Source organism: Streptococcus sp. AS14, from assembly GCF_000286495.1.
In the GTDB taxonomy this organism is placed as follows: domain Bacteria; phylum Bacillota; class Bacilli; order Lactobacillales; family Streptococcaceae; genus Streptococcus; species Streptococcus sanguinis_P.
On sequence record NZ_ALKI01000013.1, the window covers coordinates 1 to 26,512 of the forward strand.

32 protein-coding genes are annotated in these 26,512 nt (G+C 44.3%); 30 read left to right on the forward strand and 2 right to left on the reverse strand.

Annotated features, from left to right (window positions below; genetic code table 11):
• Nucleotides 1-113: 113 nt before the first annotated feature.
• The gene (locus HMPREF1150_RS05195; protein ID WP_009659851.1) at nt 114-740 is read right to left on the reverse strand and encodes a TVP38/TMEM64 family protein; all 627 of its coding nucleotides are present in this window, start codon (nt 738-740) and stop codon (nt 114-116) included.
• A gap of 131 nt (nt 741-871) precedes the next feature.
• On the opposite strand from HMPREF1150_RS05195, the gene HMPREF1150_RS05190 reads away from it, so the two are divergent.
• From HMPREF1150_RS05190 to HMPREF1150_RS05050, 30 genes are all read left to right on the forward strand, one after another.
• Nucleotides 872-1,399, forward strand: a complete 528-nt coding sequence (locus HMPREF1150_RS05190) for a YqeG family HAD IIIA-type phosphatase (RefSeq protein WP_009659961.1) — start codon at nt 872-874, stop codon at nt 1,397-1,399.
• 2 nt (nt 1,400-1,401) lie between these two features.
• Nucleotides 1,402-2,508, forward strand: a complete 1,107-nt coding sequence (gene yqeH / locus HMPREF1150_RS05185; RefSeq protein WP_009659946.1) for a ribosome biogenesis GTPase YqeH — start codon at nt 1,402-1,404, stop codon at nt 2,506-2,508.
• Nucleotides 2,509-2,614: 106 nt separating this feature from the next.
• Nucleotides 2,615-2,926: a ribosome assembly RNA-binding protein YhbY gene (gene yhbY, locus HMPREF1150_RS05180; RefSeq protein ID WP_002896287.1), complete on the forward strand. Its 312-nt coding sequence runs from the start codon at nt 2,615-2,617 to the stop codon at nt 2,924-2,926.
• A 28-nt stretch (nt 2,927-2,954) separates the two neighbouring features.
• Nucleotides 2,955-3,587 carry a nicotinate-nucleotide adenylyltransferase gene (locus tag HMPREF1150_RS05175; RefSeq protein ID WP_009659864.1) on the forward strand — a complete coding sequence of 211 codons (633 nt, stop codon included), beginning with the start codon at nt 2,955-2,957 and terminating at the stop codon, nt 3,585-3,587.
• Complete coding sequence (gene yqeK, locus HMPREF1150_RS05170) at nt 3,584-4,183, forward strand: bis(5'-nucleosyl)-tetraphosphatase (symmetrical) YqeK (RefSeq protein ID WP_009659965.1); 600 nt, start codon at nt 3,584-3,586, stop codon at nt 4,181-4,183. The genes HMPREF1150_RS05175 and yqeK overlap by 4 nt, the downstream gene beginning before the upstream one ends.
• Nucleotides 4,180-4,683, forward strand: a complete 504-nt coding sequence (locus HMPREF1150_RS05165) for a cysteine hydrolase family protein (protein ID WP_009659959.1) — start codon at nt 4,180-4,182, stop codon at nt 4,681-4,683. Before yqeK ends, HMPREF1150_RS05165 begins: the two co-directional genes overlap by 4 nt.
• Before the next feature lie 9 nt (nt 4,684-4,692).
• Nucleotides 4,693-5,058 carry a ribosome silencing factor gene (gene rsfS / locus HMPREF1150_RS05160; protein ID WP_009659848.1) on the forward strand — a complete coding sequence of 122 codons (366 nt, stop codon included), beginning with the start codon at nt 4,693-4,695 and terminating at the stop codon, nt 5,056-5,058.
• A gap of 74 nt (nt 5,059-5,132) precedes the next feature.
• Nucleotides 5,133-5,867 (forward strand): class I SAM-dependent methyltransferase, encoded by a 735-nt coding sequence (locus HMPREF1150_RS05155; RefSeq protein ID WP_009659918.1) that lies wholly within the window; start codon nt 5,133-5,135, stop codon nt 5,865-5,867.
• 1 nt (nt 5,868) lies between these two features.
• Nucleotides 5,869-6,963: a nucleotidyltransferase gene (locus HMPREF1150_RS05150; RefSeq protein ID WP_009659903.1), complete on the forward strand. Its 1,095-nt coding sequence runs from the start codon at nt 5,869-5,871 to the stop codon at nt 6,961-6,963.
• Nucleotides 6,964-7,168: 205 nt separating this feature from the next.
• Nucleotides 7,169-7,972 carry a DUF6612 family protein gene (locus tag HMPREF1150_RS05145; protein ID WP_009659861.1) on the forward strand — a complete coding sequence of 268 codons (804 nt, stop codon included), beginning with the start codon at nt 7,169-7,171 and terminating at the stop codon, nt 7,970-7,972.
• Between the two features lie 230 nt (nt 7,973-8,202).
• Nucleotides 8,203-8,568, forward strand: coding sequence for a hypothetical protein (locus HMPREF1150_RS0111200; RefSeq protein ID WP_032905527.1), 366 nt, complete (start codon nt 8,203-8,205; stop codon nt 8,566-8,568).
• A gap of 266 nt (nt 8,569-8,834) precedes the next feature.
• Complete coding sequence (locus tag HMPREF1150_RS05140) at nt 8,835-9,551, forward strand: YebC/PmpR family DNA-binding transcriptional regulator (RefSeq protein ID WP_002907099.1); 717 nt, start codon at nt 8,835-8,837, stop codon at nt 9,549-9,551.
• 123 nt (nt 9,552-9,674) lie between these two features.
• The gene (locus HMPREF1150_RS05135) at nt 9,675-10,781 is read left to right on the forward strand and encodes a DUF4352 domain-containing protein (protein WP_185773814.1); all 1,107 of its coding nucleotides are present in this window, start codon (nt 9,675-9,677) and stop codon (nt 10,779-10,781) included.
• A 112-nt stretch (nt 10,782-10,893) separates the two neighbouring features.
• On the forward strand, nt 10,894-12,036 hold the full coding sequence (locus HMPREF1150_RS05130; RefSeq protein ID WP_009659958.1) for a M20 peptidase aminoacylase family protein: 1,143 nt from the start codon (nt 10,894-10,896) through the stop codon (nt 12,034-12,036).
• A gap of 117 nt (nt 12,037-12,153) precedes the next feature.
• On the forward strand, nt 12,154-12,981 hold the full coding sequence (locus HMPREF1150_RS05125) for an amino acid ABC transporter substrate-binding protein (protein WP_009659877.1): 828 nt from the start codon (nt 12,154-12,156) through the stop codon (nt 12,979-12,981).
• A 117-nt stretch (nt 12,982-13,098) separates the two neighbouring features.
• On the forward strand, nt 13,099-14,481 hold the full coding sequence (locus tag HMPREF1150_RS05120) for a M20/M25/M40 family metallo-hydrolase (RefSeq protein WP_009659856.1): 1,383 nt from the start codon (nt 13,099-13,101) through the stop codon (nt 14,479-14,481).
• A gap of 16 nt (nt 14,482-14,497) precedes the next feature.
• A complete protein-coding gene (locus HMPREF1150_RS05115; protein WP_009659890.1) occupies nt 14,498-15,091 on the forward strand; it encodes an MptD family putative ECF transporter S component in 594 nt (197 codons plus the stop codon).
• Nucleotides 15,092-15,122: 31 nt separating this feature from the next.
• Entirely contained in the window at nt 15,123-15,968 is an 846-nt protein-coding gene (locus tag HMPREF1150_RS05110) for an S-adenosyl-l-methionine hydroxide adenosyltransferase family protein (protein WP_002911906.1), read from the forward strand.
• Between the two features lie 11 nt (nt 15,969-15,979).
• Nucleotides 15,980-16,522 (forward strand): ECF-type riboflavin transporter substrate-binding protein, encoded by a 543-nt coding sequence (locus tag HMPREF1150_RS05105; RefSeq protein ID WP_009659966.1) that lies wholly within the window; start codon nt 15,980-15,982, stop codon nt 16,520-16,522.
• A gap of 315 nt (nt 16,523-16,837) precedes the next feature.
• Nucleotides 16,838-17,824, forward strand: a complete 987-nt coding sequence (locus HMPREF1150_RS05100; RefSeq protein ID WP_002915762.1) for a rhodanese-related sulfurtransferase — start codon at nt 16,838-16,840, stop codon at nt 17,822-17,824.
• Between the two features lie 15 nt (nt 17,825-17,839).
• Nucleotides 17,840-18,148 (forward strand): putative quinol monooxygenase, encoded by a 309-nt coding sequence (locus tag HMPREF1150_RS05095; RefSeq protein ID WP_002925617.1) that lies wholly within the window; start codon nt 17,840-17,842, stop codon nt 18,146-18,148.
• Nucleotides 18,149-18,415: 267 nt separating this feature from the next.
• Entirely contained in the window at nt 18,416-19,219 is an 804-nt protein-coding gene (locus tag HMPREF1150_RS05090; RefSeq protein WP_009659948.1) for a helix-turn-helix transcriptional regulator, read from the forward strand.
• A 56-nt stretch (nt 19,220-19,275) separates the two neighbouring features.
• Nucleotides 19,276-19,689, forward strand: a complete 414-nt coding sequence (locus HMPREF1150_RS05085; RefSeq protein ID WP_009659930.1) for a VOC family protein — start codon at nt 19,276-19,278, stop codon at nt 19,687-19,689.
• Nucleotides 19,690-19,698: 9 nt separating this feature from the next.
• Nucleotides 19,699-20,058, forward strand: a complete 360-nt coding sequence (locus HMPREF1150_RS05080) for a TfoX/Sxy family protein (protein ID WP_009659976.1) — start codon at nt 19,699-19,701, stop codon at nt 20,056-20,058.
• 292 nt (nt 20,059-20,350) lie between these two features.
• On the forward strand, nt 20,351-21,268 hold the full coding sequence (locus HMPREF1150_RS05075; protein WP_009659916.1) for a DUF4299 family protein: 918 nt from the start codon (nt 20,351-20,353) through the stop codon (nt 21,266-21,268).
• 180 nt (nt 21,269-21,448) lie between these two features.
• Nucleotides 21,449-21,709, forward strand: a complete 261-nt coding sequence (locus HMPREF1150_RS05070) for a SemiSWEET family transporter (RefSeq protein WP_002898091.1) — start codon at nt 21,449-21,451, stop codon at nt 21,707-21,709.
• Nucleotides 21,710-21,927: 218 nt separating this feature from the next.
• Nucleotides 21,928-22,689, forward strand: a complete 762-nt coding sequence (locus HMPREF1150_RS05065) for a nucleoside phosphorylase (RefSeq protein WP_009659944.1) — start codon at nt 21,928-21,930, stop codon at nt 22,687-22,689.
• Between the two features lie 9 nt (nt 22,690-22,698).
• Complete coding sequence (locus HMPREF1150_RS05060) at nt 22,699-24,384, forward strand: ABC transporter ATP-binding protein (RefSeq protein ID WP_009659922.1); 1,686 nt, start codon at nt 22,699-22,701, stop codon at nt 24,382-24,384.
• Entirely contained in the window at nt 24,377-25,213 is an 837-nt protein-coding gene (locus tag HMPREF1150_RS05055; protein ID WP_009659880.1) for an energy-coupling factor transporter transmembrane protein EcfT, read from the forward strand. Before HMPREF1150_RS05060 ends, HMPREF1150_RS05055 begins: the two co-directional genes overlap by 8 nt.
• Before the next feature lie 18 nt (nt 25,214-25,231).
• Nucleotides 25,232-25,693 (forward strand): putative immunity protein, encoded by a 462-nt coding sequence (locus tag HMPREF1150_RS05050; protein ID WP_009659920.1) that lies wholly within the window; start codon nt 25,232-25,234, stop codon nt 25,691-25,693.
• A gap of 31 nt (nt 25,694-25,724) precedes the next feature.
• Here HMPREF1150_RS05050 and rsmG read toward each other — a convergent pair whose 3' ends face one another.
• On the reverse strand, nt 25,725-26,438 hold the full coding sequence (gene rsmG, locus HMPREF1150_RS05045) for a 16S rRNA (guanine(527)-N(7))-methyltransferase RsmG (RefSeq protein ID WP_009659914.1): 714 nt from the start codon (nt 26,436-26,438) through the stop codon (nt 25,725-25,727).
• Nucleotides 26,439-26,512: the final 74 nt, after the last annotated feature.

Sequence of the window (26,512 nt, forward strand, 5' to 3'; positions counted from 1 at the left end):
TTCTTAGTTCATAGATTCGAACTTTATCCTCATAAGTTAGTTTCATTTTAACCCCCCAAAAAGTTAGATTTTTTCTGTCTAACTTTTGGGGTGCGGTGCAATTCAACTTCTTTTCATTTGGAGACCATTTTCCAGAAAAAATCAATGATATAGGTCAATCCGTAGGTATAGATGACGAGAGTGATAGGCTTGCAGAGAAGGATAATCAGCATGTACTTTTTAAAAGTCATCTTGGTCAGGGCGGCCAGCATACATAGAAAGTCGGCTGGACTGATGGGCCAAATCATCATGAAAATAAAGAAGCGCTCAAATCGGTTGCCCTTATCCAGCCAGCTGATATATTTATCATAAGTACGCTTGCTGACAACAGACTGAACAAAAGCTGGACCGTAGGTGCGCGCCAGGTGAAATATAATGGCGCAACCAATGACAATACCGATATAGTTATAAATGGTGCCGATGATATGACCGTAGATGAAAACGCCAGCGACAGAGGTCAGGGCGCCAGGGATAATGGGCACGACTGTCTGTAGAATCTGCAAGAAGATAAAGAGGGGTGGACCCCAAATGCCCGCCTGCTGGATAAAGGCTGAGAGAGTTTCCTTGGACTGGAGGATGCCAGCGAAATAGGCCCAGAGACAAAAGGCTACCGTTCCTAGAGCGCCAATAGCGGACGACCAGTTGATAATCTTTTGCAAAAGAGGGGAAACAGCCTGCATCTGCCTGTTTTTTTCTGCCATACAAACCTCCAGAACATTTATACTATCACTACTATATCATCTTTTGCCCTTTTTGTAATCTTTGAGGCTGTAAGTGCCAAAAAGCCCATTTTATGCTATAATAATGAGAATACGAATTTTTGGAGAGAGATGTGGCGATTGAAGATTATATGCCGGACTTTGCGGTCGAGGCAGTTTACGATTTAACAGTAGAGAGTTTGAAAAGACAGGGGATCAAAGCGGTTTTGGTGGATTTGGATAATACCCTGATTGCTTGGAATAATCCTGACGGGACCCCAGAGATGAAGAAGTGGCTCCATGATTTGCGGGACGCGGGTATTAGGATTATCGTAGTGTCCAATAATAACAAAAAACGGGTCAAGCGGGCTGTTGAAAAGTTTGAAATTGACTATGTCTACTGGGCCATGAAACCCTTCACTTGGGGAATTGATCGAGCACTCAAGCTTTTTCATTTCGAAAAAAATGAAGTGGTCATGGTGGGTGACCAGCTCATGACGGATATTCGGGCTGCTCATCGGGCTGGGATTCGCTCGATTTTGGTTAAACCACTGGTCGAGCACGACTCTATCAAGACCCAGATCAATCGGGCGCGTGAACGCCGTGTGCTCAAGAAAATCACTGAAAAATACGGCCCAATTCAATACAAAAAAGGAATTTAAGTATGGAAGAACTTCTCTGTATCGGCTGCGGAGCCACTATTCAGACAGAAGATAAGGGCAAGCTAGGCTACACGCCCCAGTCAGCTCTAGAAAAAGGCTTGGAGACAGGTGAACTCTATTGTCAGCGCTGTTTCCGCCTGCGCCATTATAATGAAATCAGCGATGTCCAGCTGACGGATGATGACTTTCTGCGGCTTCTCCATGAGGTTGGAGATAGCGACGCTTTGGTCGTCAATGTTGTCGATATTTTTGACTTTAATGGATCGGTTATCCCTGGCCTGCCTCGCTTTGTTGCTGGAAACGATGTTCTCTTGGTTGGGAATAAAAAGGACATTCTGCCTAAGTCGGTCAAGGATAGCAAGGTGACCCAGTGGCTGATGGAGCGGGCTCACGAAGAAGGCCTGCGTCCAGTCGATGTGGTATTGACTTCTGCTCAGAACAAGCAGGCTATCAAGGACTTGATTGACAAGATTGAATATTGCCGCAAGGGACGTGATGTTTATGTAGTCGGCGTGACCAATGTGGGCAAGTCTACTTTGATTAACGCCATTATTCAGGAAATCACGGGCGACAAGGATATTATTACGACTTCGCGCTTCCCGGGAACAACTCTGGATAAAATCGAGATTCCTTTGGCAGATGGCAGTCATATCTATGATACACCGGGTATCATCCATCGTCACCAGATGGCTCACTATCTATCTGCTAAGAATCTCAAATACATCAGTCCCAAAAAGGAAATCAAGCCCAAAACCTACCAGCTTAATCCAAATCAAACCCTCTTTTTGGGTGGCCTAGGCCGTTTCGATTTTGTGGCAGGCGACAAGCAGGGCTTCACAGCATATTTTGACAATGAGCTCAAGCTCCACCGGACCAAGTTAGAAGGTGCTAGTGACTTTTATGATAAGCATGTCGGCAGTCTCTTGGTGCCGCCAGTTGGCAAGGAAAAGAAAGAATTTCCAGCTTTGGTCAAGCATGAATTTACCATCAAGGACAAGACGGATATCGTCTTCTCAGGTTTGGGCTGGATTCGCGTCAGTGGACCTGCCCGAGTAGCTGGCTGGGCGCCAGAGGGTGTGGCGGTTGTCACTCGGAAAGCTATTATATAATACTCAAGAAACCAAGGGGAATAAATCTCCTTAGAATAAGGAAGGAAAAGGCTATGAACAGTGGGGAAAAAGCAGGTCCCAACTGTCTCATACCTTATAGAAGAACATGACACTAACATCAAAACAACGGGCCTTTCTCAACAGTCAGGCACACAGTCTCAAACCTATCATTCAGATTGGGAAAAATGGACTCAACGACCAAATCAAAACCAGCGTCCGTCAGGCACTGGATGCCAGAGAGCTGATTAAGGTTACGCTCTTGCAGAATACAGATGAGAATATCCATGAAGTTGCTGAGATTCTGGAAGAGGAAATCGGAGTGGATACGGTGCAGAAGATTGGCCGGATCTTGATTCTCTACAAGCAGTCCAGCAAAAAGGAAAATCGCAAACTCTCTGTCAAAGTAAAGCAAATTTAAGGAAAAATTTCTGTGGAGATATCAGCCTATGGCTATTGAATTACTGACCCCCTTTACCAAGGTGGATTTAGAACCAGAAGTTAAAGATAAAAAACGCAAGCAGATTGGCATACTAGGAGGGAATTTCAACCCTGTCCACAATGCTCATTTGGTCGTGGCGGATCAGGTCCGACAACAGTTAGGCTTAGATCAGGTCCTGCTTATGCCAGAGTATGAGCCGCCCCATGTGGACAAGAAAGAGACCATCGATGAAAAGCATCGGCTGAAAATGCTGGAGCTAGCTATTGAGGGTATTGAAGGCCTAGGAATTGAAACCATTGAGCTGGAGCGCAAGGGAATTTCCTATACCTACGACACTATGAAGCTTCTGACAGAGCAACATCCCGATACGGACTATTACTTTATCATCGGTGCAGATATGGTGGACTATCTTCCTAAGTGGTACCGGATTGATGAGCTGGTTGAGCTGGTTCAGTTTGTCGGTGTTCAGCGGCCGCGCTACAAGGCGGGAACTTCTTACCCTGTCATCTGGGTGGATGTGCCCCTTATGGATATTTCCTCCAGTATGGTGCGGGATTTTCTGGCTCAGGGACGGACTCCTAATTTCCTGCTGCCTCAGCCAGTCTTAGACTATATCGAGAAAGAAGGGCTTTACCTATGACCTATGAAAGCTATATCAGCATGAGCCGTGAGGCCTTGCTGGCTAAGATGGAAACAGTCATGTCGGAGAAACGCCTGCGGCATTGTCTAGGTGTGGAAAAGGCTGCTCGTGAATTAGCGGAGCACTTCGGTCTTGATGTCGAAAAAGCTGGTCTTGCAGGCCTCCTACACGATTATGCCAAAAAGGTTTCAGATGAGGAATTTCTGGCCTTGATTGACAAATACCAGCTGGATCCTGACCTGAAAAACTGGTGCAATAATGTCTGGCATGGCATGGTGGGCATTTATAAGATCCAAGAAGATTTAGGCATCAAAGATGCTGAGATTCTGCGAGCCATCGAGATTCATACAGTGGGCAGTGGCACCATGTCTGAGCTGGACAAGGTGGTCTATGTCGCTGACTATATAGAGCACAACCGGGACTTTCCGGGAGTAGACAAGGCCAGAGAGCTGGCCCAGCGGTCGCTCAATCAAGCTGTGGCCTACGAAACAGCAAGGACTGTGGAGCATCTAGCCCATAAGGGAATGCCCATCTATCCGCAAACTTTGGAGACCTATAATGCCTTTGTAGGATATTTGAAGGAAATAGAAGAATGAAAACAGCTCTAATCATTATAGATGTACAAAATATCTTAGTGGAAACAGGTTTTCAGTCTGATAAAATGATGGATAAAATTTCCTTTCTGCAGCGTCAGGCTAGGAGTAAAGGTGTCGAAATTATCTATATTCAGCATATGGAAAATCCAGAAGACAATGCATTGGAAGATTGGCAGTTGTCTCCTCTCTTGAATCGAAAGTCAGATGAAAAGGTCTTTCAGAAGAAGTATAATAGTATTTTTAAAGAGACAGGTTTGAAAGATTACTTGGATAAAGAAGATATTGGCCGTCTAGTTTTATGTGGAATGCAGACAGAATATTGTGTAGATGCATCAATTAAAGTTGGATTCGAATTTGATTATAAACTTGTTATTCCAGAAGGTGCTTTTACAACTTTTGATGGAGAAGACTCTTCGGCAGAAAAAATAAATACTTTTTACCAAAAAATATGGGACGGACGTTTTGCGGATGTTCTAGACTACAAAAACATTTTTAATTAAAGAGGAACTATGAAAGAACAAGAATTATTGGAACTGGTCGTGAAAGCGGCCGATGAAAAACGTGCAGAAGATATTGTGGCATTGGACTTGCAAGGTCTGACTACTGTGACAGATTACTTTGTCATTGTCAGCTCGATGAACAGTCGTCAGCTGGATGCGGTAGCTGAAAATATCCGTGAGAAAGCTGCAGCGGCAGGTTTGTCTGCTGGCCATGTTGAGGGAGACGCAGCTGGCGGCTGGGTGCTCTTAGACTTAGGCGGCGTGGTCGTCCATGTCTTTTCTGAGGAAATGCGAGCGCATTACAATCTGGAAAAGTTGTGGCACGAAGCAACTGGTGTAGATGTTGCTGCCTTATTGGAAGAAAAAAACAAGTGAATTTTTGCCCTTAGGCAGAAAGCAGAATTTAGCTCAGTCAGCCTGCTGGCTGGGCTATTTTTGAAAGGAAAAGTATGGCAACTTATGAAACCTTCGCGTCGGTTTACGATGCGATTATGGATGATTCTTTGTATGAGAAGTGGACGGATTTCAGCCTGCGTCATTTTCCCAAGGATAAGAAAAAGCTGCTGGAGCTGGCCTGTGGAACGGGCATTCAGTCTATTTATTTTAAGCAGGCAGGGTTCGAGGTGACGGGGCTGGATCTGAGTCAGGAAATGCTGGAGTTGGCAGAAAAACGTAGCAGAGAGGCTAGTTTGGACATTCCCTTTATTCAGGGCAATATGCTGGATTTGAGTGGCATCGGTCAGTTTGATTTGGTGACGTGCTATTCAGACTCGATTTGCTATATGGAGGACGAAGTCGATGTCAGTCAGGTCTTCACTCAAGTTTACCAGCATCTAAATGAAGGGGGCCGCTTTATCTTTGATGTGCACTCGATTTACCAGATTGACGAGGTTTTTCCAGACTATTCTTATCATGAAAATGCTGAAACCTTTGCTATGGTATGGGATTCCTATGCGGACGAACCGCCTCATTCTATCGTGCATGAGCTGACCTTCTTTGTTCAAGACGAGGATGGGCGCTTCACGCGCCATGATGAGGTGCATGAGGAGCGGACCTATGAGATTCTGACCTATGATATCTTGCTGGAGCAGGCTGGTTTTAAGAATGTCAAGGTTTACGCGGACTTTGAGGACAAGGAGCCAACAGACAAGAGCGCTCGCTGGTTCTTTGTGGCGGAGAAATGAGATGACAGTTACTGGTATTATCGCAGAGTTTAATCCTTTTCATAATGGGCACAAATATCTGCTGGAGCAGGCTTCTGGTCTGAAAATTATCGCTATGAGTGGCAATTTTGTTCAGCGAGGGGAGCCGGCTATCGTGGACAAGTGGACTCGGACACAGATGGCTTTGGAAGCTGGAGCGGATTTGGTCCTTGAGTTGCCTTTCTTGGTCAGCGTTCAGGCGGCAGACTTTTTCGCTAAGGGGGCGGTAGACATCTTAGAGAGACTGGGCATTGATCATCTAATGTTTGGAACTGAGGAAGTGCTGGACTACGAGAGTATTTCCAAGGTCTATGATGAAAAGGCAGAGCAGATGGAGGGTTATCTGGCCAGCTTGCCTGATTCCCTATCTTATCCTCAGAAGACTCAGGCCATGTGGCAGGAGTTTGTAGGGCTCAATTTCTCAGGCTCTACTCCCAATCATATCTTGGGCTTGGCTTATGCCAAGGCTGTGGCGGGAAGAGATATAAAACTGTGCCCGATTCAACGTCAGGGAGCTGGCTACCATTCCTTATCAGCTAATCAAGAATTTGCCTCTGCAACTGCCCTTCGTCAGAATCTGGACCAGCCAGACTTTCTCAAAAAATTCACCCCAGCCCATCACTTGATTGAAGCGGCTCCCAAGGTGACCTGGTCGGACCTCTTTCCTTATCTCCGTTACCAGATAGTGACCTGTCCGGATTTAACAGACTCTTATCAGGTCAATCAGGAGTTGGCCGTCAGGATTAGAGAGGCCTTGAGAAGCAGTGAGACCATAGAAGAGCTAGTTTATCAGGTGGCAACCAAGCGCTATACCAAGGCTCGGATCCGGCGTCTGCTGACCTATATCCTAGTCGGAGCTAGGAAAGAAGAGCTTCCGTCAGGTGTTCATATTTTAGGCTTTTCCGAGCAGGGACGCCAGCATTTGTCCAAGCTTAAGGGAAAAGCTGAATTGGTCAGCCGTATCGGCAAGAAGCCATGGGATAGTCTAACCCAGCAGGCTGATAAGGTCTATCAACTAGGCAATCCTGCACTTACGGAACAGAACTTTGGACGAGTTCCGATTATGAAAGACAAGTAAGGCTGAATGTTCAGCCTTTTTGCTTTGTTTGCGACGGTAAATAAAAAATGGTATAATAAAAAAATAAACTTGTTTTCACTAAGAAGCACGATTTGCTTTTTAGTGATTTGACTGTAGATATGAAAGCTAGCATTCGGTCCATAAAACATTGCTGTGCTGATTGAATGCTTATCTTTCCTATCCATGTCTCAAAGGAGGAAGACTCATGAAATTCAAAAAGATTACCTTTATGGCCCTTACAGCTTTACTGACGCTTAGTTTAGGGGCTTGTAGCTTGATTGGGCAGAAGCATTCTCAAAAGAATCAGGGTGGGACTGAGAATAGCTCCCGTGAGAGCCAAAAGAATACTTCTTCTGACGATATTGAAGAACTCTTGGAGAAAGCAGAAACTGCGAATGAAGATCTAACTTCAATGAAAATGAAGGTGAAATTATCTATCACTGTAGATGATTCCAATAAAACTCAAACGATGAGCGGAGACCTTCTCTATGATAAAAGCATGGATGAACTGGCCAAGGGGCATTTAATCATAGATGGAAAAGAGAGCGGTCAGGAGAGTTATCAAGAAGCGATTATGCCAGGCGGAGAGAATAAACTTTTGTATACTCGTTCTTCTAAAAATGGAACATGGTCTAAGCAAGAAATGGGAAGCGGAGCAGATTATTATGTTCAGCCCGATTATTTCAAACTCATGGATGGCTTTTATCAAATGGCTGATGATGTCACTGTAAAGGAAAGCGGTGATGAATATATCTTTAAATTAAGCAGTAAAAACGCTGACTTGCTGGGGCTTTTTGGTGAAGAATTCAAACTAGAGCTAACAGGTGTTACTCAGGCTGATATGGATAAGAAGTTAGAAGTACGCTTGGATAAAAAGACCTTATTCTTAAAAGACTTTAAACTAGGTTTATCTTATAAGGGTGAAGAAGGTAGTTTGGATGTTCAAACAGATACTCAATATTCTGACTGGAATAAGGTAGAGGAAGATGAGTTTAAGGCGCCTCAGTAAAGCATAAGCAAAACTATTAGCTGAGAAAGAAGGGAAAAGCCATGCCTTTATTGTTTGCTTTTTGCTACCGTAGAGGACTCTATTTGACCATAGTCATCTTGGCATCTGTTTTTTTAGCCTTAAGCCTTATTTTCGGAACTTTAGCTTACTTTATACTATTTTCTTTCGAAAAGGCTATGCCTGGAGCAGGAATACGCTCGTTCATTTTGCCTTTTATACTTGCTTTTTTCATGACTGCTGTAGTCGAAATCTTTGCAATAGTTCATGCGGGACGCAAGCTGAGTAAAAAGTGCTTTGTTCTTGCGGGAACAGAATGGGGCTTGACCGTGCGAGGAGCTTTCTTGAAAGAGCATAGCTTTGCTTGGAATCAGCTGGAAAGTGTCTTTTACCGGCCGGCTTGGGGAAGAACTTCTGATGGGCAGGCTTCTTTTCGACTGGGGGTCAGGCGCTATCGGAGAGACTACCTATATGTCAAGCCTTATCATGGCAAGTCCGTCCGAGTAGATGTCACATTTTTGGATGGCAGAATAGAGGATGTTTTTGACTGCTTAAGCAGGTGCAAACCCGATTTGCCTATTGTGAAAAATTATCAGTGATATTTTGATGGATTTCGGCAAAGGTCCGTTATGACAGGCCTGCTAGTTTCAGGAAATAGAATGTACCGTCCAGTTGCTCTTTTAGCGGCTGGATTTTTTATGGAAGGAAAACAGAAATCAATTTTGTCTCGATTTCAGCCCAGCAGGAGTTGAACAATACAACCAGAATCTTCTAGGAGCTATCATTTTTTCTTAGTGATTTTTCTGATTCCCTGTGTTATAATAAGAAAGATTAAAAATGTAATTTATCAAAAGGAGAATCTCCAATGGGACGTAAATGGGCCAATATTGTGGCAAAGAAAACGGCCAAAGACGGCGCGAACTCAAAAGTATATGCTAAGTTTGGTGTGGAAATCTATGTAGCAGCTAAAAAAGGTGATCCAGATCCAGAGTCTAACACAGCTTTGAAATTCGTTATTGATCGAGCTAAGCAGGCTCAGGTGCCTAAGCATGTCATTGACAAGGCCATTGATAAGGCAAAAGGAAACACGGACGAAACCTTTACTGAAGGCCGCTATGAAGGATTTGGGCCAAACGGTTCTATGCTGATTGTCGATACTCTGACTTCAAATGTCAATCGGACTGCAGCCAATGTCCGTGCTGCTTTTGGTAAAAATGGCGGCAATATGGGAGCTAGTGGCTCTGTAGCTTATCTTTTTGATAATAAAGGTGTGATTGTCTTTGCGGGTGACGACGCTGACAGCGTCTTTGAACAGCTGCTGGAAGCGGATGTGGATGTTGATGATGTTGAAGCAGAAGAAGGAAGCATTACTGTCTATACAGCGCCAACCGACCTTCACAAGGCCATCGTGGCTCTGCGTGAATCTGGCATTCAAGAATTCCAAGTAACCGAGCTGGAAATGATTCCTCAGTCTGAAGTAGAGTTGACTGGTGAGGACCTCGAAACCTTTGAAAAGCTTTATAGCGTTTTAGAAGACGACGAAGATGTCCAAAAAATCTATACGAATGTAGATGGATTCTAAAGATACTTGACCTGTAGTTTGAGCTACAGGTTTTTCTGTGATGAGAAGTCTCAAACTGTATTTACCAGCGCAGCCAAGTATGGTAAAATAGAAAGGTCATATTATTAAGTTATTAAGGAGACAATGATGAAAAAAGTATTTCAATACACAACCTTGCTTTTAGCAGGAATGAGCTTAACTGCCTGTGCCTTGCTTCCGACTCCAAATCAGGATCTTACAAGTAAGCAAAGTCAGGAGAAGAAGGACAAGAAAGTAGCCAGCAATGGACAGGTAGATATCAAGATTAAGGATGGCCAGTTTATTTTGCCAAGCAACGGGGCCGCTGATTCAAAATACTTGGCTTTGTCATTGGAAATTAAGAATAAAACGGATGAAAAAATTATGATTTCCTCCTCAGACATTGGTTTCTACGATTTAGAAGGTGAGAAAATCCAACCGGTCGGAGTTTATGATGATGCAGAAAACTTTAAAATACTAAAATATGAAGATTTAGCTAAGGGAAAGACTCTGTCTGGTTATCTTGTATTTAAGGTTGAAAAGGATAAAAAATATGAACTGCACTATGAGAAGAAAACTTATGATGCTGATGAGAAAAGCAAAGAAATCAAGCTAAATGTTGATCCTTCGAGTTATCCTGATCAAATCGAAGATTCAAAGAAATTAGCTTCTGATTATCTGAATGCCGTTTTCTTAGGTGGAGACGCCAAAAGCAAAGACAAGGCAAAGTCGTCCAAGAGCAAGGAAAATTTTGTCTTGGGCGGCGATTTGGAGCAAGATAAAAAGGACTTTAGAGCAGCTTTTGCTGAAGACTTCAAACGTAAATTGCATGACTATCCCTTTACTGATAAGGAAGTCAATGCCTTTATCGATGCCTATGTGGAAAATAATGCAAAGCGCTCCGAAATTTCTTATACAGTAGCCCAGTACATGCCGAATGAGATAGTGATTAAGATTAAACCGAGAACGGTCAGTCTAAGCAAAACCATCCTGAACTACAGTAAAGAGTTTTCTGACAAGCATCGTTCTGAGTATGCGAATCTTTCGGAATTCTATAAAGCACAAGATAAGAATTATGCTGATGACATGATGGCTGGATTGGACTCACGGCCGCTCCTCACTCCAGAACGAGATTATCAGTTAAAATTTGTCAAAACTGATGGCAAATGGGTCTTGGAGCGTGATTTTTCTTATGAATCTATTGTAATCTCTTTTGAAGGTGATATATCATAATTCTAAAATTGGAGAGCTAATGATTGATGATTGGCTCTCTATTTTTGTTTCCGCGTCCAGCTTTGTGCTATACTGGTTGATAGATAGGTGTATTCGAGTAAAGGAGTCGGCCATGAAAAAATTTTATGATAAACTGATACAAACACGGCATTATCTTCATCAGCATCCAGAGCTGTCTGGGCAGGAATTTGAAACGACGGCTTTCCTAAAAGGCTATCTGGAAGATTTGGAGATTAGGATTTTAGAATCCGGTCTGAAAACGGGCTTGGTTGCCGAGGTTGGTTCTGGCAAGCCGGTTATTGCCCTGAGGGCTGATATCGATGCTCTGCCCATTTTGGAGCGGACTGGTCTGCCTTACGCCAGTCAGAATGCAGGCGTCATGCACGCTTGCGGCCATGATTTTCATCAGACCAGCCTTTTGGGGGCAGCGGAGCTGCTCAAGGCTATGGAAGGAGATTTGAGAGGGACAGTTCGTTTGATTTTCCAGCCGGCTGAGGAGACTTCTCTGGGAGCCAGTCAGGTTCTTGCGACTGGTTTGCTGGACGATGTGTCTGCTATTATCGGCTTTCACAATATGCCTCAGCTTAAGGCAGGGCAGCTAGCACTTAAAGCTGGAGCCATGATGGCTGGGGTTGAGAAGTTCAAGGTGGAGGTAGAAGGAGTCAGCAGCCATGCGGCTAGACCAGATCTGGGGGTTGATACAGTATTGACCTTAACCAGTATGATTCAAAATCTGCAGGCTCTAGTGGCTCGTACTGTGTCTCCTTTTGAAGCAGCTGTCTTGTCTGTAACTCATATAGAAGCGGGGGCAACTTGGAATGTACTGCCGCAGTCGGGCTTTTTTGAAGGAACCATTCGCAGCTTCAATCCATCCTTGCAGCAGCGTCTCAAGAAAGACTTTATCCGAATTGTAGAGAATACAGCGGAGAATTTTGGGGCTCAGGTCAGGATTTCTTGGGACCATACTCCTCCAGTGACCTATAATGATCCCGAATTGGCCGAGCTGCTCTATGAGCACTCACAGAATCTAGCCGAGGTCCTGCCAGCCAATCCATCCTCAGCTGGAGAAGATTTTGCCTTTTATCAGGAGAAACTTCCAGGTGTCTTTGCCTTTATCGGCTCAAATGGGGCAGAAAATGCTCCTGACCTCCATCACGACAGCATGGTCATTGACGACGAAGCTTTCAAAGTTTCCGTTCCTTACTATGTTGAAAGCGCCCTCTTCCTCCTGCAGCACTACAAGCAAAAAGCCTAGAAATAGCTGCCTCAAAGCTGATAAAGAAAAGCTATCACCTCCATAAAAAATATATAATGGTCAAGTTTCTCCTTATTTGATATGATAAAGAAAGACTTTTTAGGAGGAATTCGAAATATGAACCTGAAGAAAACCTTGAAATACTTCTCTCTGGCGGCTGTCAGTGTCTTGGCCATTGGTGCCCTAGTGGCCTGCTCATCATCAAGTGAGAAGAAAACAGAGAAAATAAAGGTAGAAGTCGGAACAGTAGGAACGACCAAACCATTTTCATACGAGGATAAAGACGGTAAACTGACTGGCTACGATATCGAAGTCCTTCGTGCTATCTTTAAGGACTCAGACAAGTATGAAGTCAATTTCAATAAGACCAAGTGGGCTTCTATTTTCTCAGGTCTGGACAGTGACCGCTACCAGATCGGTGCCAATAATATCAGCTATTCTGAGGAGCGGGCTAACAAATATCTCTATGCTAGTCCATATGCGAAAAATCCAACAGTTTTAGTTGTCCGTAAGGGTGAGGGCATTAAATCGCTGGATGACATTGGCGGCAAGTCTACTGAGGTTGTTCAGGGGACTTCAACAGCTCAGCAACTAGAGGACTATAACAAGGAACATAGCGATAATCCGACAAAAATCAATTATACGGACGGAACCATTCAGCAAATCTTGGCCAATCTGAATGACGGCCGTACGGACTATAAAGTTTTTGAGCGCATAACTGTAGAGTCTATTATCAAAGACCAAGGCTTGAATAATCTGGAAGTGATTGAGCTTCCAAGCGACCAGCAGCCTTATGTCTATCCGATTATTGCAAGCGGTCAGGAAGACCTGCAAAAATTTGTCAACAAGCGAATCAAGGAACTCTATGAGGATGGTACGCTTGAAAAACTATCACAAGAATTCTTTGGCGGTTCTTACCTGCCAGATGCAAAAGATATCAAGTAAGAAATCCCATCAAGTTCGGTCTGCAATTTGGCTGACTAGACTTTGATACAAGAAATACGATAAGGGCGGGGAAGCTTATTTCCCCAGCCCTTTATCTGCTGTTAATAGGAGTAACGCATGCCTTTCTCAACTGAGACTGAACAAATCAAGAAATTTGAAAACGACGAGGTAGCCCAGCACTATTTTGAAGTACTGCGAACCTTGATCTCTAAAAAATCAATCTTTGCCCAGCAGATTGGCCTGCAGGAAGTAGCCAACTATTTGGGAGAGATTTTTACAGCTGCAGGTGCCAAGGTCATGATTGACGACAGCTACACTGCTCCATTTGTTTTGGCGGAGTTTCTTTCTTCAAATCCTGCTGCTAAGACCATTATTTTCTACAACCACTACGATACAGTGCCGGCAGATGATGACCAGCCTTGGACCAATGATCCCTTTACACTGTCAGTTCATTACGGGATTATGTATGGGCGAGGAGTGGATGATGACAAGGGGCACATTACCGCTCGTTTGACGGCCGTTCGTAAGTATATTCGAGAGCACGGTGATTTGCCGGTCAATATTATTTTTATGATGGAAGGGGCAGAAGAGTCTGCTTCGACAGACTTGGATAAATATTTGGCCAAGCATCGCAAACGCCTGCGAGGAGCGGATTTACTGGTCTGGGAGCAAGGCAGCCGCAATAATCTGGGACAACTGGAAATCTCAGGCGGTAACAAGGGGATTGTGACCTTTGATATGACAGTCAAAAGTGCAGCTGTTGACATCCATTCCAGCTTCGGTGGCGTTATCAATTCAGCTTCTTGGTATTTGCTCAATGCTTTATCCAGCTTGCGCAGTCCAGACGGCCGCATCTTAGTTGAAGGCATCTATGAGCAGGTTCAAGAGCCAAATGAACGAGAGCTGGCCCTAATTGAGGAATATGCCCTGCGGACTCCTGAAGAGTTGAGTCAAGTCTATGGCTTGAAATTACCAGTTTTGTTGGACGAACGGAAAGAATTTCTCCGTCGCTTTTACTTTGAGCCTTCTCTGAATATTGAAGGTTTCGGATCAGGCTATCAAGGCCAAGGGGTTAAAACTATTTTACCTTCAGATGCCCAGGCCAAGATGGAGGTTCGTCTGGTGCCTGGTCTGGAGCCAGAGGATGTGTTAGACAAGATTCGTCAACAGCTGGACAAGAATGGCTATCCAGCAGTTGAGCTGACTTATACCTTGGGAGAAATGAGCTATCGCAGCGACATGAGCGCACCTTCCATTCTCAATCTTATCGAGCTGGCTAAAGATTATTATCAAGAGGGCGTCTCTGTTCTGCCGACCTCAGCTGGAACTGGTCCGATGCACACGGTCTATGAGGCCTTGGAGGTTCCTATGGCGGCTTTTGGACTTGGAAATGCCAACAGCCGGGACCATGGCGGAGATGAGAATGTGAAAATTGCTGACTACTACACGCATATAGAGCTCATTCAGGAGCTGATTTGCAGTTATCGACAAGCTGACTAGCGGGAAAGGAAGACTTATGCTATATTCTATAAGAAAAGACAAACTGAAGCAGGCTGGCTTCTTTTATCTCTTTTATTTCCTAGCCATGATTTTAGGCGTCTTGGTTGGGCTTTTATTTGACCGCTCGGGCAATATGTTTTATGCTCCAACTTTTACAGCTTTCTTTGGCGGAGTTTTGTTCATCTTCTACACTGAGAAAATAAAGACCTTCGGTCTAATCAGCGGCTTAGGCTGTCTGCTGGGTCTCTTCTTTCTGCTTAGCCGACATGGCTTTGGAGCTTTTCTACCTGGTTTGATTTGTGGTATTTTAGCGGATCTGATAGCTCGGTCAGGCGGTTATCAAAAGACTGTTAGAAGCTTGCTGGCTTTTATGGTTTTCAGCTTTAGCACAGCGGGTCCTATTTTCCTAATGTGGCTGGCGCCCAAGCAGTATGAAGCTAGTCTTCTTGCCAGAGGAAAGACTCAGGCTTATATCGAGAAAGTCATGCTTAAGCCAGAACCCAGCTTGGTCCTCTGGTTTATGGCCAGCATTTTACTGGGGGCTTTACTTGGAGCCCTGTTAGGAAGGAAAATCCTTAAAGCGAGACATTCCAAGTCAGCTTCAGACTAAATATCATCGAAAATATAACTAAGGAGAAAACATGAACAATTTACTCGTACTCCAGTCGGACTTTGGTCTGGTAGATGGAGCCGTGTCAGCCATGATCGGAGTGGCCTTAGAAGAATCGCCCACTCTGAAAATTCATCATCTGACTCACGATATCACCCCTTACAATATCTTTGAAGGGAGCTATCGTCTCTTTCAGACGGTTAATTATTGGCCAGCAGGAACGACCTTTGTGTCGGTAGTGGATCCGGGCGTTGGCTCTAAGCGTAAGAGTGTGGTAGCCAAGACTAAAAAAGGACAGTACATCGTCACGCCTGACAATGGTACCCTGTCTTTCATCAAGAAGCATGTCGGAATTGAGGCCATTCGGGAAATTTCTGAGGTGGAAAATCGCCGTAAGGATACGGAGCATTCCTACACTTTCCACGGTCGTGATGTCTATGCTTATACAGGTGCCAAGCTAGCCAGCGGCCATATCAGCTTTGAAGAGGTTGGACCAGAACTCAAGGTCGAAGACATTGTCGAAATTCAGGTAGTCGAAACTACGCTTGCGGATAATTATGTCAGCGGAGCTATTGATATCCTGGATGTTCGTTTCGGCTCTCTCTGGACATCTATTACCCGCGAAGAATTCTGCACCTTAAAACCGGAATTTGGCGACCGCTTCGAAGTTACTATTTACAATAATGACATGCTGGTTTATCAAAACCAAGTAACCTATGGTAAGTCCTTTGCGGATGTCCGCATCGGTCAGCCTATCCTCTATATCAACTCCCTCTATCGGGTCGGCTTAGCGATTAATCAAGGTTCCTTTGCTAAGGCCTACAATGTTGGCGTCGGTGCCCAATGGCATATTGAAATCAAGAGAATTGAAAATTAAGGAAGAAGAAAATGAAAAATAATACAATCAGAAACGTAGTCGCAACAGGAATTGGAGCAGCCCTATTCGTGGTCATCGGAATGATCAATATTCCAACGCCTGTACCCAATACCAGCATCCAGCTCCAATACCCTCTGCAAGCTCTTTTTAGCGTCATCTTTGGACCAATCGTCGGTTTCTTGATGGGCTTCATTGGCCATGCCATTAAAGACGCTATGAGCGGTGGCGGACTTTGGTGGTTCTGGATTGCCGGTAGCGGAGTCTTCGGTCTATTGGTTGGCCTCTTTAGAAAATTCTTCCAAGTGGAAGAAGGAAAATTTGAAGTCAAGGATATTATCCGCTTTAACTTGATTCAGTTTGGAGCCAATGCAATCGCTTGGCTTATCGGCCCAATTGGTGACGTGATTGTATCTGGTGAGCCGGTTAATAAGGTTATTGCTCAAAGTGTTGTAGCAATTCTGGTGAATTCTGCGACAGTAGCAGTCATCGGAACTGTCCTGCTGACTGCCTATGCTCGCACTCGCACCCGCGCAGGAAGTCTGAAAAAGGATTGATTACATCAAAAATTGACAGATTGGGATTACTCCCAGTCTTTTTTGTACAAAATAAAAAGCATAATGTAAATTATATATTGTATTATAGAAATTTATAAAGTGAAAGGAGAATCTGTAAGAGAATGGCAGAAAAAGCGCTTTGAGAAGTATTTGGATCAATTGGAAGAAGAGCGTTGACTTGTCCTTCTCATTTAAACTTTCCAGCTCTGCTATTTTTCAAACAAATATTTTGCCCAGTTTTTTCAATCAGGTTATAATAAATAGATGAATTAAAAAATTCAGAAAATTTTATAGAGAAAAGAGAGTTGAAATCTTATGGCAAAAGATATTCGCGTCCTACTTTACTACAAATATGTTCCGATTGAGAATGCTGAGAAATTTGCAGCTGATCATCTGGCTTTCTGTAAATCTATCGGTCTTAAAGGCCGTATCTTGGTAGCAGATGAGGGAATCAATGGAACGGTTTCTGGTGATTATGAAACCACTCAAAAATACATGGATTATGTGCATTCCCTGCCAGGTATGGAAGACCTTTGGTTCAAGATTGATGAAGAAAACGAGCAAGCCTTCAAGAAAATGTTTGTTCGCTACAAGAAAGAAATTGTGCACTTGGGCTTGGAAGACAATGATTTTGACAATGACATCAACCCGTTGGAGACGACAGGGGCTTACCTGTCACCTAAGGAATTTAAGGAAGCACTCTTGGACGAAGACACTGTTGTCCTAGACACTCGTAATGACTATGAATACGATTTAGGTCACTTCCGCGGAGCCATTCGTCCAGACATCCGCAACTTTCGTGAGTTGCCGCAATGGGTTCGTGATAACAAAGAGAAGTTCATGGACAAGCGCGTGGTTGTTTACTGTACCGGTGGTGTTCGCTGTGAGAAATTCTCAGGCTGGATGGTGCGTGAAGGCTACAAGGATGTCGGTCAGCTTCATGGCGGTATCGCAACTTACGGCAAGGATCCAGAAGTTCAAGGAGAGCTTTGGGACGGCAAGATGTATGTCTTTGATGAGCGTATCTCCGTTGATATCAACCATGTTGATCCAGTTGTGATTGGGAAAGACTGGTTTGACGGTACTCCTTGCGAGCGCTATGTCAACTGTGGAAATCCAGAGTGTAACCGCCGCATCCTGACTTCAGAAGAAAATGAAGACAAGTACCTCCGTGGCTGTTCTCACGAATGCCGTGTTCACCCTCGCAACCGCTATGTTGCTGAAAACGGCTTGAGCCAGGCAGAAGTGATGGAGCGTTTGGCTGCGATTGGAGAAAGCTTGGAAACACTGGTGGCTCAGTAATAAGGAGAGAGCTTAATGGAAAAATTTTGCGTTTATGGTAAATTAATTGCCAAAGAAGGAAAGGCGCAGGAACTTGCTGCTTATATGCAAGAAGTTGTCAAAGAAATGCAAAATCTTGATACTTGTTTCTGCTATATCTTAGGAGAGAAAGCAGACGAACCCAACAGCATCTATATTTATGAAGTTTGGGAGAGCGAGCAGGCTCACAATGATAGTCTGACTTTGGCAGTTTTTCAAAATCTCATTGCAAAAGCTAGACCCATTATTGCAGGCATGGAAAATTTACATAAGCTGACTATTTTTGATGGTAAGGCAAGTTTGTAAATTCTTAAGAAAAGGGAAGAGTTTCTGTTAAATAGTAAATACCAAAAACTTTAGACAAATTTACTGTCTAAAGTTTTTTTCATCATTTATCTACAGGTAAAAGTCTTGTTGGACAGGGATTTGGGAAAGCAGGCTATTTCCTCACGTTCTTGGGACATCTCGCGGAGCATCACTTGATTTCTTCTTTTCTTTATGCGGTTTTGGTTTTTTGTCCTTTCTTTTTGATGTGATATAATGGGCTTAAATAAATGGGAAAGGAGCAAGTCTATGTCTAAAGCTATCATGGAAGAAGTGGCAGCTTATCTGCGTCAGCATGCAGATGAAGAGCTGAGTCTGACTGATTTGTCTCAGTATTTCCATTATAGTCCTTCCCATCTATCCAGAACTTTCAAGAAAAAGATGGGTTTTTCTATCAAGCAATATATGGAAGCTCTTAAGATGGAAAAAGGAATTCAGGAGATTGTGGAAGGTCGGCAAAATGTGACCGAGACCTCTATGGAAGCTGGTTATGATAGTCTAGGCAGTTTTTCCAATACTTTTAAGCGGCATACTGGACTTTCGCCTAAAAAATATTATCAGGAATCAACCAAGGCTTATGATTTTATGATCAAACAGCTGGATGAGAAGGGAGCTTTCTTGCATCAGGATCCCGACTGTAAAAGTGGCAATCGCTTGACTGTGGCGCTATCTTATCCTGAGGGGTATGAACCACGCATTAGCTGTGTCGGGCTTTTTAAAACCCGCATACCCAAAGAAGAGCCAGTTATCGGAGTAGCATTGAGTCAGGAGAGACGGTTTACTTTTGAAAATGTACCCGATGGTCACTACTATCTTTTGGCTTGTGAATTGCTGGAGGATTTACGCCTAACTAAAAACTATGTCTTGAAGCATAACTTTCGCTGGGGCAGCGATGAGCCTCTCACTTTTTCAGGCGATAACATCTATCAAGAGGAAATCAGCATGCGTAGGCCCTTGTCCAGCGATCCCCCTATTACAGTTAATCTTCCAGTTTTAATTATGCGTTCCCTAGCCAAACAAGCGCAATTGAGAATAAGAAAATTTTTATCTTAATTGATAAACTGATACTAGAGATTTATTCTCAGATATAAAAAATTGGAGGAACAATAATGAAATTAGACGTGTTTTTAAGTTTTAATGGTCAGGCCGAAGAAGCTTTTCGTTTTTATGCTGACCTTTTTCAGACAGAGATTAAGGGACTTGTCCGAGCCAGTGAGATGATGGATCCAGCTGACCTTCCTGCAGAAAAACGGGATAAGCTTGCCTGGATTGCCTTAGATACGGAAAACTTGACCCTGAATGGTGAGGATGTAGGCATTTTTAACGACCTATCTATTCCTAGCAATCATCAGCCCAATCAATGGTTAGTTCTGAGCCCAGACAGTAGAGAAGAAGCCGATGAGCTCTTTGCTAAGCTTGCTGAAGGTGGGCAAATTCTCTATCCTTTAGAGGAACAAGCTTTCGCAGAGTTTTATGGCCGCTTGATTGACCGTTTTGGTATCGGCTGGGATGTGATGAAATGAGGTAGAAGGATGGCTTATAGTGAATCCTTAGCCCAGCAAGTCCGTGCCATTTTAGCTACTGAACTTCCTCCTCATGTTTTTGAAGAAGAGGTAGAAGAGAAGAAGATGTTTGGTGGCTTGGCTTTTATGGTTCGAGGTAAGATGACCGTTACTGTGAGTTCGAGAAGTCAAGAGCTTGTCATGGTCCGCATCGGTAAGGAACTGGAAAAGCAGGTCCTGTCTAAAAATGGTGCCAGTGTCACAGTGATGAAGGGTAGGCTTTATCATGGCTATATTGATTTAGATGTCGAGGGACAAAAAGAACTGCCTTACTGGATCAAGCTAGCCTTGTCCTACAATCAGGAGCTGACACAGCAGGATAAAAAGTAAGAAGTGCTCAGAATGAGTTTTGCTTTCTTAGAAGTTTATTCATTGCCTTTTTACGAAGTTCAAATATATTCTTAGAATCTGTATTGATGAAGCTTTCAGTCAGAAAGTCTCTTCATGGATACAGGTTTTTCGTCTTTTTCCTCCAAAAATGTTATACTAATACCAGAGTTCGTTTTAAGAATGGAGCATGTCTTAAAAGTCTTGGAGAAAAGCTAGTTTGTACCTGTATTGAGTTTTGATTTTGCATTTTCTCGCTTTCTGAAAGGCTTTTGTAGTTAGAAAGGAGCATGGTATGAGTATTTCTTTTTACATTCAGAACCGAAAGGGTTTGTTTAGCTATAAGGCGGTCGAAACACCCTTGTCTCTGGTTTCCTTGGTAGAAGGACTTGAGGTCGTAGGCCTCGAGGGCGATAAGGCTTATCAATCCTTGGATCAGGTCGGAACTTTTCTGGCTGTCTACTGGGAAGGGGCAGGCCGTGGGTTTGAAGTTTATTATCTGCCAGACCGAGAAACCTACCAGGTCCGCGTCTTGACACCATCAACAGTGGGCGACTGGAAAGGGGCGATTCTCTTCATGAGTCGTTTGGCTCAGAAGATGAAGCAGGATATTGTCGATGAATACGGCACGACTTACACTGCTGACGGGATTTTTAATATTGATTTTGAAGCGGATATTCTCTACGGCCTGAACGATGCCAGAGTTGCAGCTGCGCCTATGCATGTTTTTGAGGGCTATGTTCATGATTTGTACATGTCGCAGGAAAAACTTCTGGAACTATTCAAAGCTGAAGATCCTGTGGAGGAGTTTGGCAGGCAGATGGCCGAGATGCAGCAGGTCCAGAGTCAATTTTCTACTCCGAAGTACTATAAGGATCAGGGTGGGAAATATCTGGGTTCTTATGTTCTGGCAGAAGGAGTGGATACAGTCCTTCCAACTCAGCCTATGCCCAAGGGCTACTTGGTTAAAGAGATGATTGAGAGTGGTGCTAGTCAAGACATGGAATGGCATCTTCATATCCTGATAGAGGATGCCAGCAGTCCGCAGGGCTATAAATATCTGACAACAAAGGATTTAAAAGCTTTTTTGGAGAAGATTCCAGAGACTCACCGTACCTATCTGGATTCCAGTCAGATCCGGATTCAGCCACTCAATCGGCTGGAACTGGAAGCCATTTTGGATCAACTTCCCGATGGAGAACCGAAGTTTTAGCGCTAGGAAAATTTACTTTTTGAATCTTAACAGAGCTGCCAAAAGGCGGCTTTTTAAGGTCTGTCAGCAGTTCTCACAATTTTGTGACTCTTTTCTTTTTGATAACATTATTGAAAATATCTTGAAAATTTCAAAAAGAAGCTATAGAATAGAGGTCAGTTTTATAAAAAGGAGAACGAAATGAAAGAAAAACACATGCTAATCTTGGGCTGGGTGGCTACTTTTATGTCTGTTATGATGTATGTTTCCTATATTCCACAGATTATGAATAATCTAGCTGGTAATAAGGGTGACTTTATCCAGCCTTCAGTGGCTGCTCTAAACTGTACTCTCTGGGTCATTTATGGTCTATTTAAAGAGAAGCGGGACATTCCTTTGGCAGCGGCTAATATGCCAGGCATCGTATTTGGCTTGATTACTGCTGCTACAGCCCTTATGTAAGATGAGATTGGGAGTTATTCCCAGTCTTTTTTTCTTGGAAAATCATTGGACAAAGTATTCACGTCATTTGTGGCTATAGAGTCTGCCTATGGCTTTGGCTATGTAGAAAATATGCAGGCAGCGTTCAGCAGACCGCCTTTTTATGATACAATGGTAAGATGAAGTCAGCAGAGAATTGCTGGCTGTTTCATTAGGAAGAAAGGGATAAGAGCGCGCCTATGATACTTGAAGAATTTGACAACAATCGCAAGGCCATCATCAATCCGGAAGATTTGAATGAATCTATAGAAGACTTTCCGGAGACGGCTGTCTCTTGCTTTGCCAGAGAGACTTTTGCTCGGATGCTAGCGGATTTTGAGCATGAGCTGATTACGACAACCAGCATGGCAAATATTGAAATTCCTATCTATCGTATTTTCGCGGATGGACGAGAACTGGCTCTCTTCAATGCCCCGGTTGGAGCTTCGGCTTGTGTAGCTATTCTGGAAGACATGATTGCTTTTGGCATGAAGAAGCTGGTGCTTTTCGGTACTTGTGGCATCTTGGATGAGGAGATTAAGGAAACGTCCGTCATTATCCCGACGGAGGCCCTGCGTGATGAGGGGACTAGTTATCACTACCAGCCAGCTAGCCGTGAGCAGGAAGTCAATCTTGGCTTGAAAGATTTTTTGACGGCTTTTCTGGATGAGCGTGGTATTTCCCACAGCAAGGGCAAGGTCTGGACGACAGACGGCATTTATCGTGAGACGCCAGCTAAACTTCGCCTGAGAAAGGCTGAGGGAGCTATCTGTGTGGATATGGAATGCTCAGCTGTAGCGGCTTTGGCAGCCTTTCGAGAGATATCCGTCTGCCAGTTCTTTTATGCAGCCGACCACTTGTCTGAGGAAGCTTGGGATATGCGCAACCTGGCCAATCATGCAGACTTAGACGAAAAAGATAAAATTGCCAATCTAGCGATTCAAATCGCTCTGGCACTATAGAGAAATAAGATGAAAAAACCAATTATCCAATTTGAAGACTTTAGCTTTCAATATCAGGCCCAGTCTGAGCCAACCCTCAAGAATATCAATCTGACTATCTATGAGGGGGAAAAGGTTCTGATTGTCGGACCGTCTGGCTCTGGCAAGTCAACGCTTGGCCAGTGTCTCAATGGAATTATTCCTAACATTTATAAAGGAGAGGCTGGCGGCCAGCTCTTGATTAAGGGTCAGCCGGCTTTTGAGTCCAGCATTTATGATAAGTCTAATCTTGTCAGCACGGTTTTGCAGGACACGGATGGCCAGTTTATCGGGCTTAGCGTAGCAGAAGATTTGGCCTTTGCGCTGGAAAATGATGTCATGGAGCTATCGCTTATGCGCGAAAAAGTCAAAACCTGGTCAGAGAAGCTGGATTTATCAGAGCTTTTACAGCATCGACCCCAGGATTTATCAGGCGGTCAAAAGCAGCGCGTCAGTCTTGCTGGAGTTTTGATTGACGAGAGTCCTATTCTGCTCTTTGACGAGCCCTTGGCCAATCTGGATCCCAAGTCAGGTCAGGATACCATTGATTTGATTGACCAGCTTCATCGGGAGACGGAAACGACGACTCTGATTATCGAGCACCGCTTGGAAGATGTTCTTTACAGACCGGTAGACAGACTAGTGCTTGTCAATGACGGACGCATTCTCTTTAATGGACAGCCGGATGACCTGCTCAGAACCCAGCTGCTAGCTGAAAATGGCATCCGCGAACCACTCTACATTACTACCTTGCGCCAGCTGGGCGTTGAAGTGGAAAAGACTGAAGACTTGTCCCGCTTGGATCAGCTGCAGCTGGCAGATGTGACCTTTGAGGGCAGAGATTGGTCTGACTCTGACAAAGAGTCTCAGGAGCCCTTGCTGGAACTGGAGCACGTTTCCTTTTCTTACCAGAGCGGCGGCAAGCCTATTTTGCAGGATATGAGCCTGAAGATTTTCAAGGGAGAGCGGATAGCTATCGTTGGTAAAAATGGAGCTGGCAAATCCACTCTGGCCAAGGCCCTCTGTCAGTTTATCGAGACTGAGGGGAGCTATAGCTGGAAAGGTCAGGACATCAAAGGAGACTCCATCAAGGAGCGAGCAGAGCGGATTGGCTATGTCCTGCAGAATCCCAATCAGATGATTTCGGCAGCCATGATTTTTGATGAAGTGGCTCTAGGCTTGCGCTTGCGCGGACTGGCAGAAGCGGAAATCGAAGAGCGGGTCCATGCGGCTCTTAAAACGTGCGGCCTCTATGAATTCCGTAGTTGGCCGATTTCGGCCCTGTCTTTCGGCCAGAAGAAGCGGGTGACTATTGCGTCTATCTTGGTGCTGAATCCGGAGATTATCCTCTTGGATGAACCGACAGCTGGCCAGGACCAGCGCCATTATACCGAGATGATGGACTTTCTAGACGAGCTCAACCAGCAGGGACATACGATTATCATGATTACGCACGATATGCAGCTGATGCTAGATTATTCAGATCGGGCAGTAGTTGTGGTGGATGGTCAGATTTTAGCCGATAAGGCGCCTGCGCAGGTGCTGACAGATCAAGAGTTGATTGCAGCGGCTCATCTAAAAGAAACGTCAATCTTTGCTCTGGCTGAGAAGATTGGTGCCGACCCTCTGGCTTTGACAGAGTTTTATATGCAAAAAAAGGAGGACAAGCATGCTTAATCAGCGAAAATTAATCGGCTACCATGCAGGCGAGACGTTTCTTCATAGTCTGTCCGGTGCCAGCAAGATGCTGTTCTTCGTGCTGGTATCAGTGGCAGCCATGATCAGCTATGATACTCGCTTTTTGCTGGGGCTAGCCCTGCTTTCCCTCTGTCTCTTTCGGCTGTCCCGTATCCGCATCCGAGACATTTCATTTGTTTTAGTCTTTGCGGCATCCTTTGCTGCTCTTAACTTAGTGATGGTCTATCTTTTTGCGCCTCAGTATGGTGTCGATATCTACGGGGCCAAAGATGTCCTCTGGACCGGATGGGGAGCTTATAATCTAACAGCTCAGGAGCTGTTCTATCTCTTTAATCTCCTGCTCAAGTATGTTTCTACTATACCTCTGGCAGTGATTTTCCTCATGACAACCCATCCCAGTCAGTTTGCTTCCAGCCTTCATCAGCTTGGTATTTCCTATAAAATTGCTTACGCGGTCAGTCTGACGCTCCGCTATATTCCAGATTTGCAGGAAGAATTCTTCCTAATCAGAATGTCTCAGGAAGCGCGTGGGCAGGAATTATCCAAGAAAGCCAAACTGGCTCAGCGCGTGAAGGGAAATCTGCAGATTATCATTCCGCTGATTTTCAGCTCACTAGAGCGCATCAATACCATTGCCACAGCCATGGAGCTGCGCCGTTTCGGGAAAAATAAAAAACGGACCTGGTATACCTATCAGGCTCTAAGCAAACGAGATATGCTGGTACTGACACTGGCAGTCGCCTTTCTATTGCTCTGCTTTGTCCTCTTCGCAGTCAATCACGGCCGCTTTTATAACCCGTGGAGGTAGGATGGAGGAAAGTGAAATATGGATATCTATGCTTATCAAAAACCTTTGGGGAAAATAGAGGACGCGCCAGACTTGAAGAAAGCCTTTATTAAAGTTTATGAAGAAAAAACACACCAAGAAGTAGTTCGATTTTGCCAAGTATATGCTGCTCATCTTTCGGAGCTAACTGCTTTTGCATTTACAAAAGAGATGAAACAGGCTTTTATCTCTATGGATGACTGGCTAGCTGGGGAGAGTTCTTATCATGCTGCTAGAAATCTGAGCTTTGAGATTTCACGTTTAGCAAAAAAGGAAGAAGATGTAGTTAAAGTGAGATTCTATCGAACGATGGCTCAGCTTGTGGCTAGTCCCCATGTTAAATATCATGGCCTTTGGGCAGCAGATTTTGCTATTACCTTGATAAACAAGATGTATCCAGGTGATTTTGAAGCTGTTAAAAAGGAACGTCTGAAGCAAATTGAATTATTGAAGATGACATAAAAAACCAGGCAAGGATTGCCTGATTTTTTTCTTATAATGGTCTTTTATTTGGCATACCGGCTTTGCGGGGGTATTTATTGGGTGTTTCTTTCTTCTTTTCCACCACTGTGATAAAGCGGGGGTCGCCGTTTGGTAAGGCATAGCTGAGGTTGTCTTGAACCTTGCTAAAGAGTAAGTTGAGGGCATTTTTGGCTTCTTCCAGTTCTTCTGGAGCATTGGAAGCCTTGAGCGCCAAGAGCTTCCCGCCAACTTTCAGATAGGGAATGGTCAGTTCAGACAGGACCTGCATGCGAGCGACTGCACGGGCAGTGACCAGGTCAAATTGAGCTCGAAAGGCCTTGTCCTGAGCAAAGTCTTCTGCACGGCCGTGGTAGAAGTGAACCTTGTCCAGCCCGAGTTCCTCAGCTAGCAGTTTGAGGAAGTTGATGCGTTTGTTGAGCGAGTCAATGATAGTCACATCCAGCTGAGGGCAGATGATTTTCATAGGGAGGCTGGGAAAGCCAGCACCGGCTCCGATATCTAATAGCTTAAGCTCTTGATTACCAATCAGGCCTTGCAGAACGGGGGCAATTGAATCATAGAAATGCTTGAGATAGACTTCATTTTTCTCGGTGATAGCTGTCAGATTGATTTTTTCATTCCATTCGACCAATAGTTCAAAATAACGCTCAAACTGGTCTTTCTGGCGGTCGGTCAGCTCGATTCCCTGCAGGCTCAATAGCTGGTGAAATTCTTGCGGTGTCATAGTTTCATCCTTGTTTGTCAGTATTCATCCTATTATATCATAAAAAGGAGACCCCAGCATTCTGTCAAAGTGCC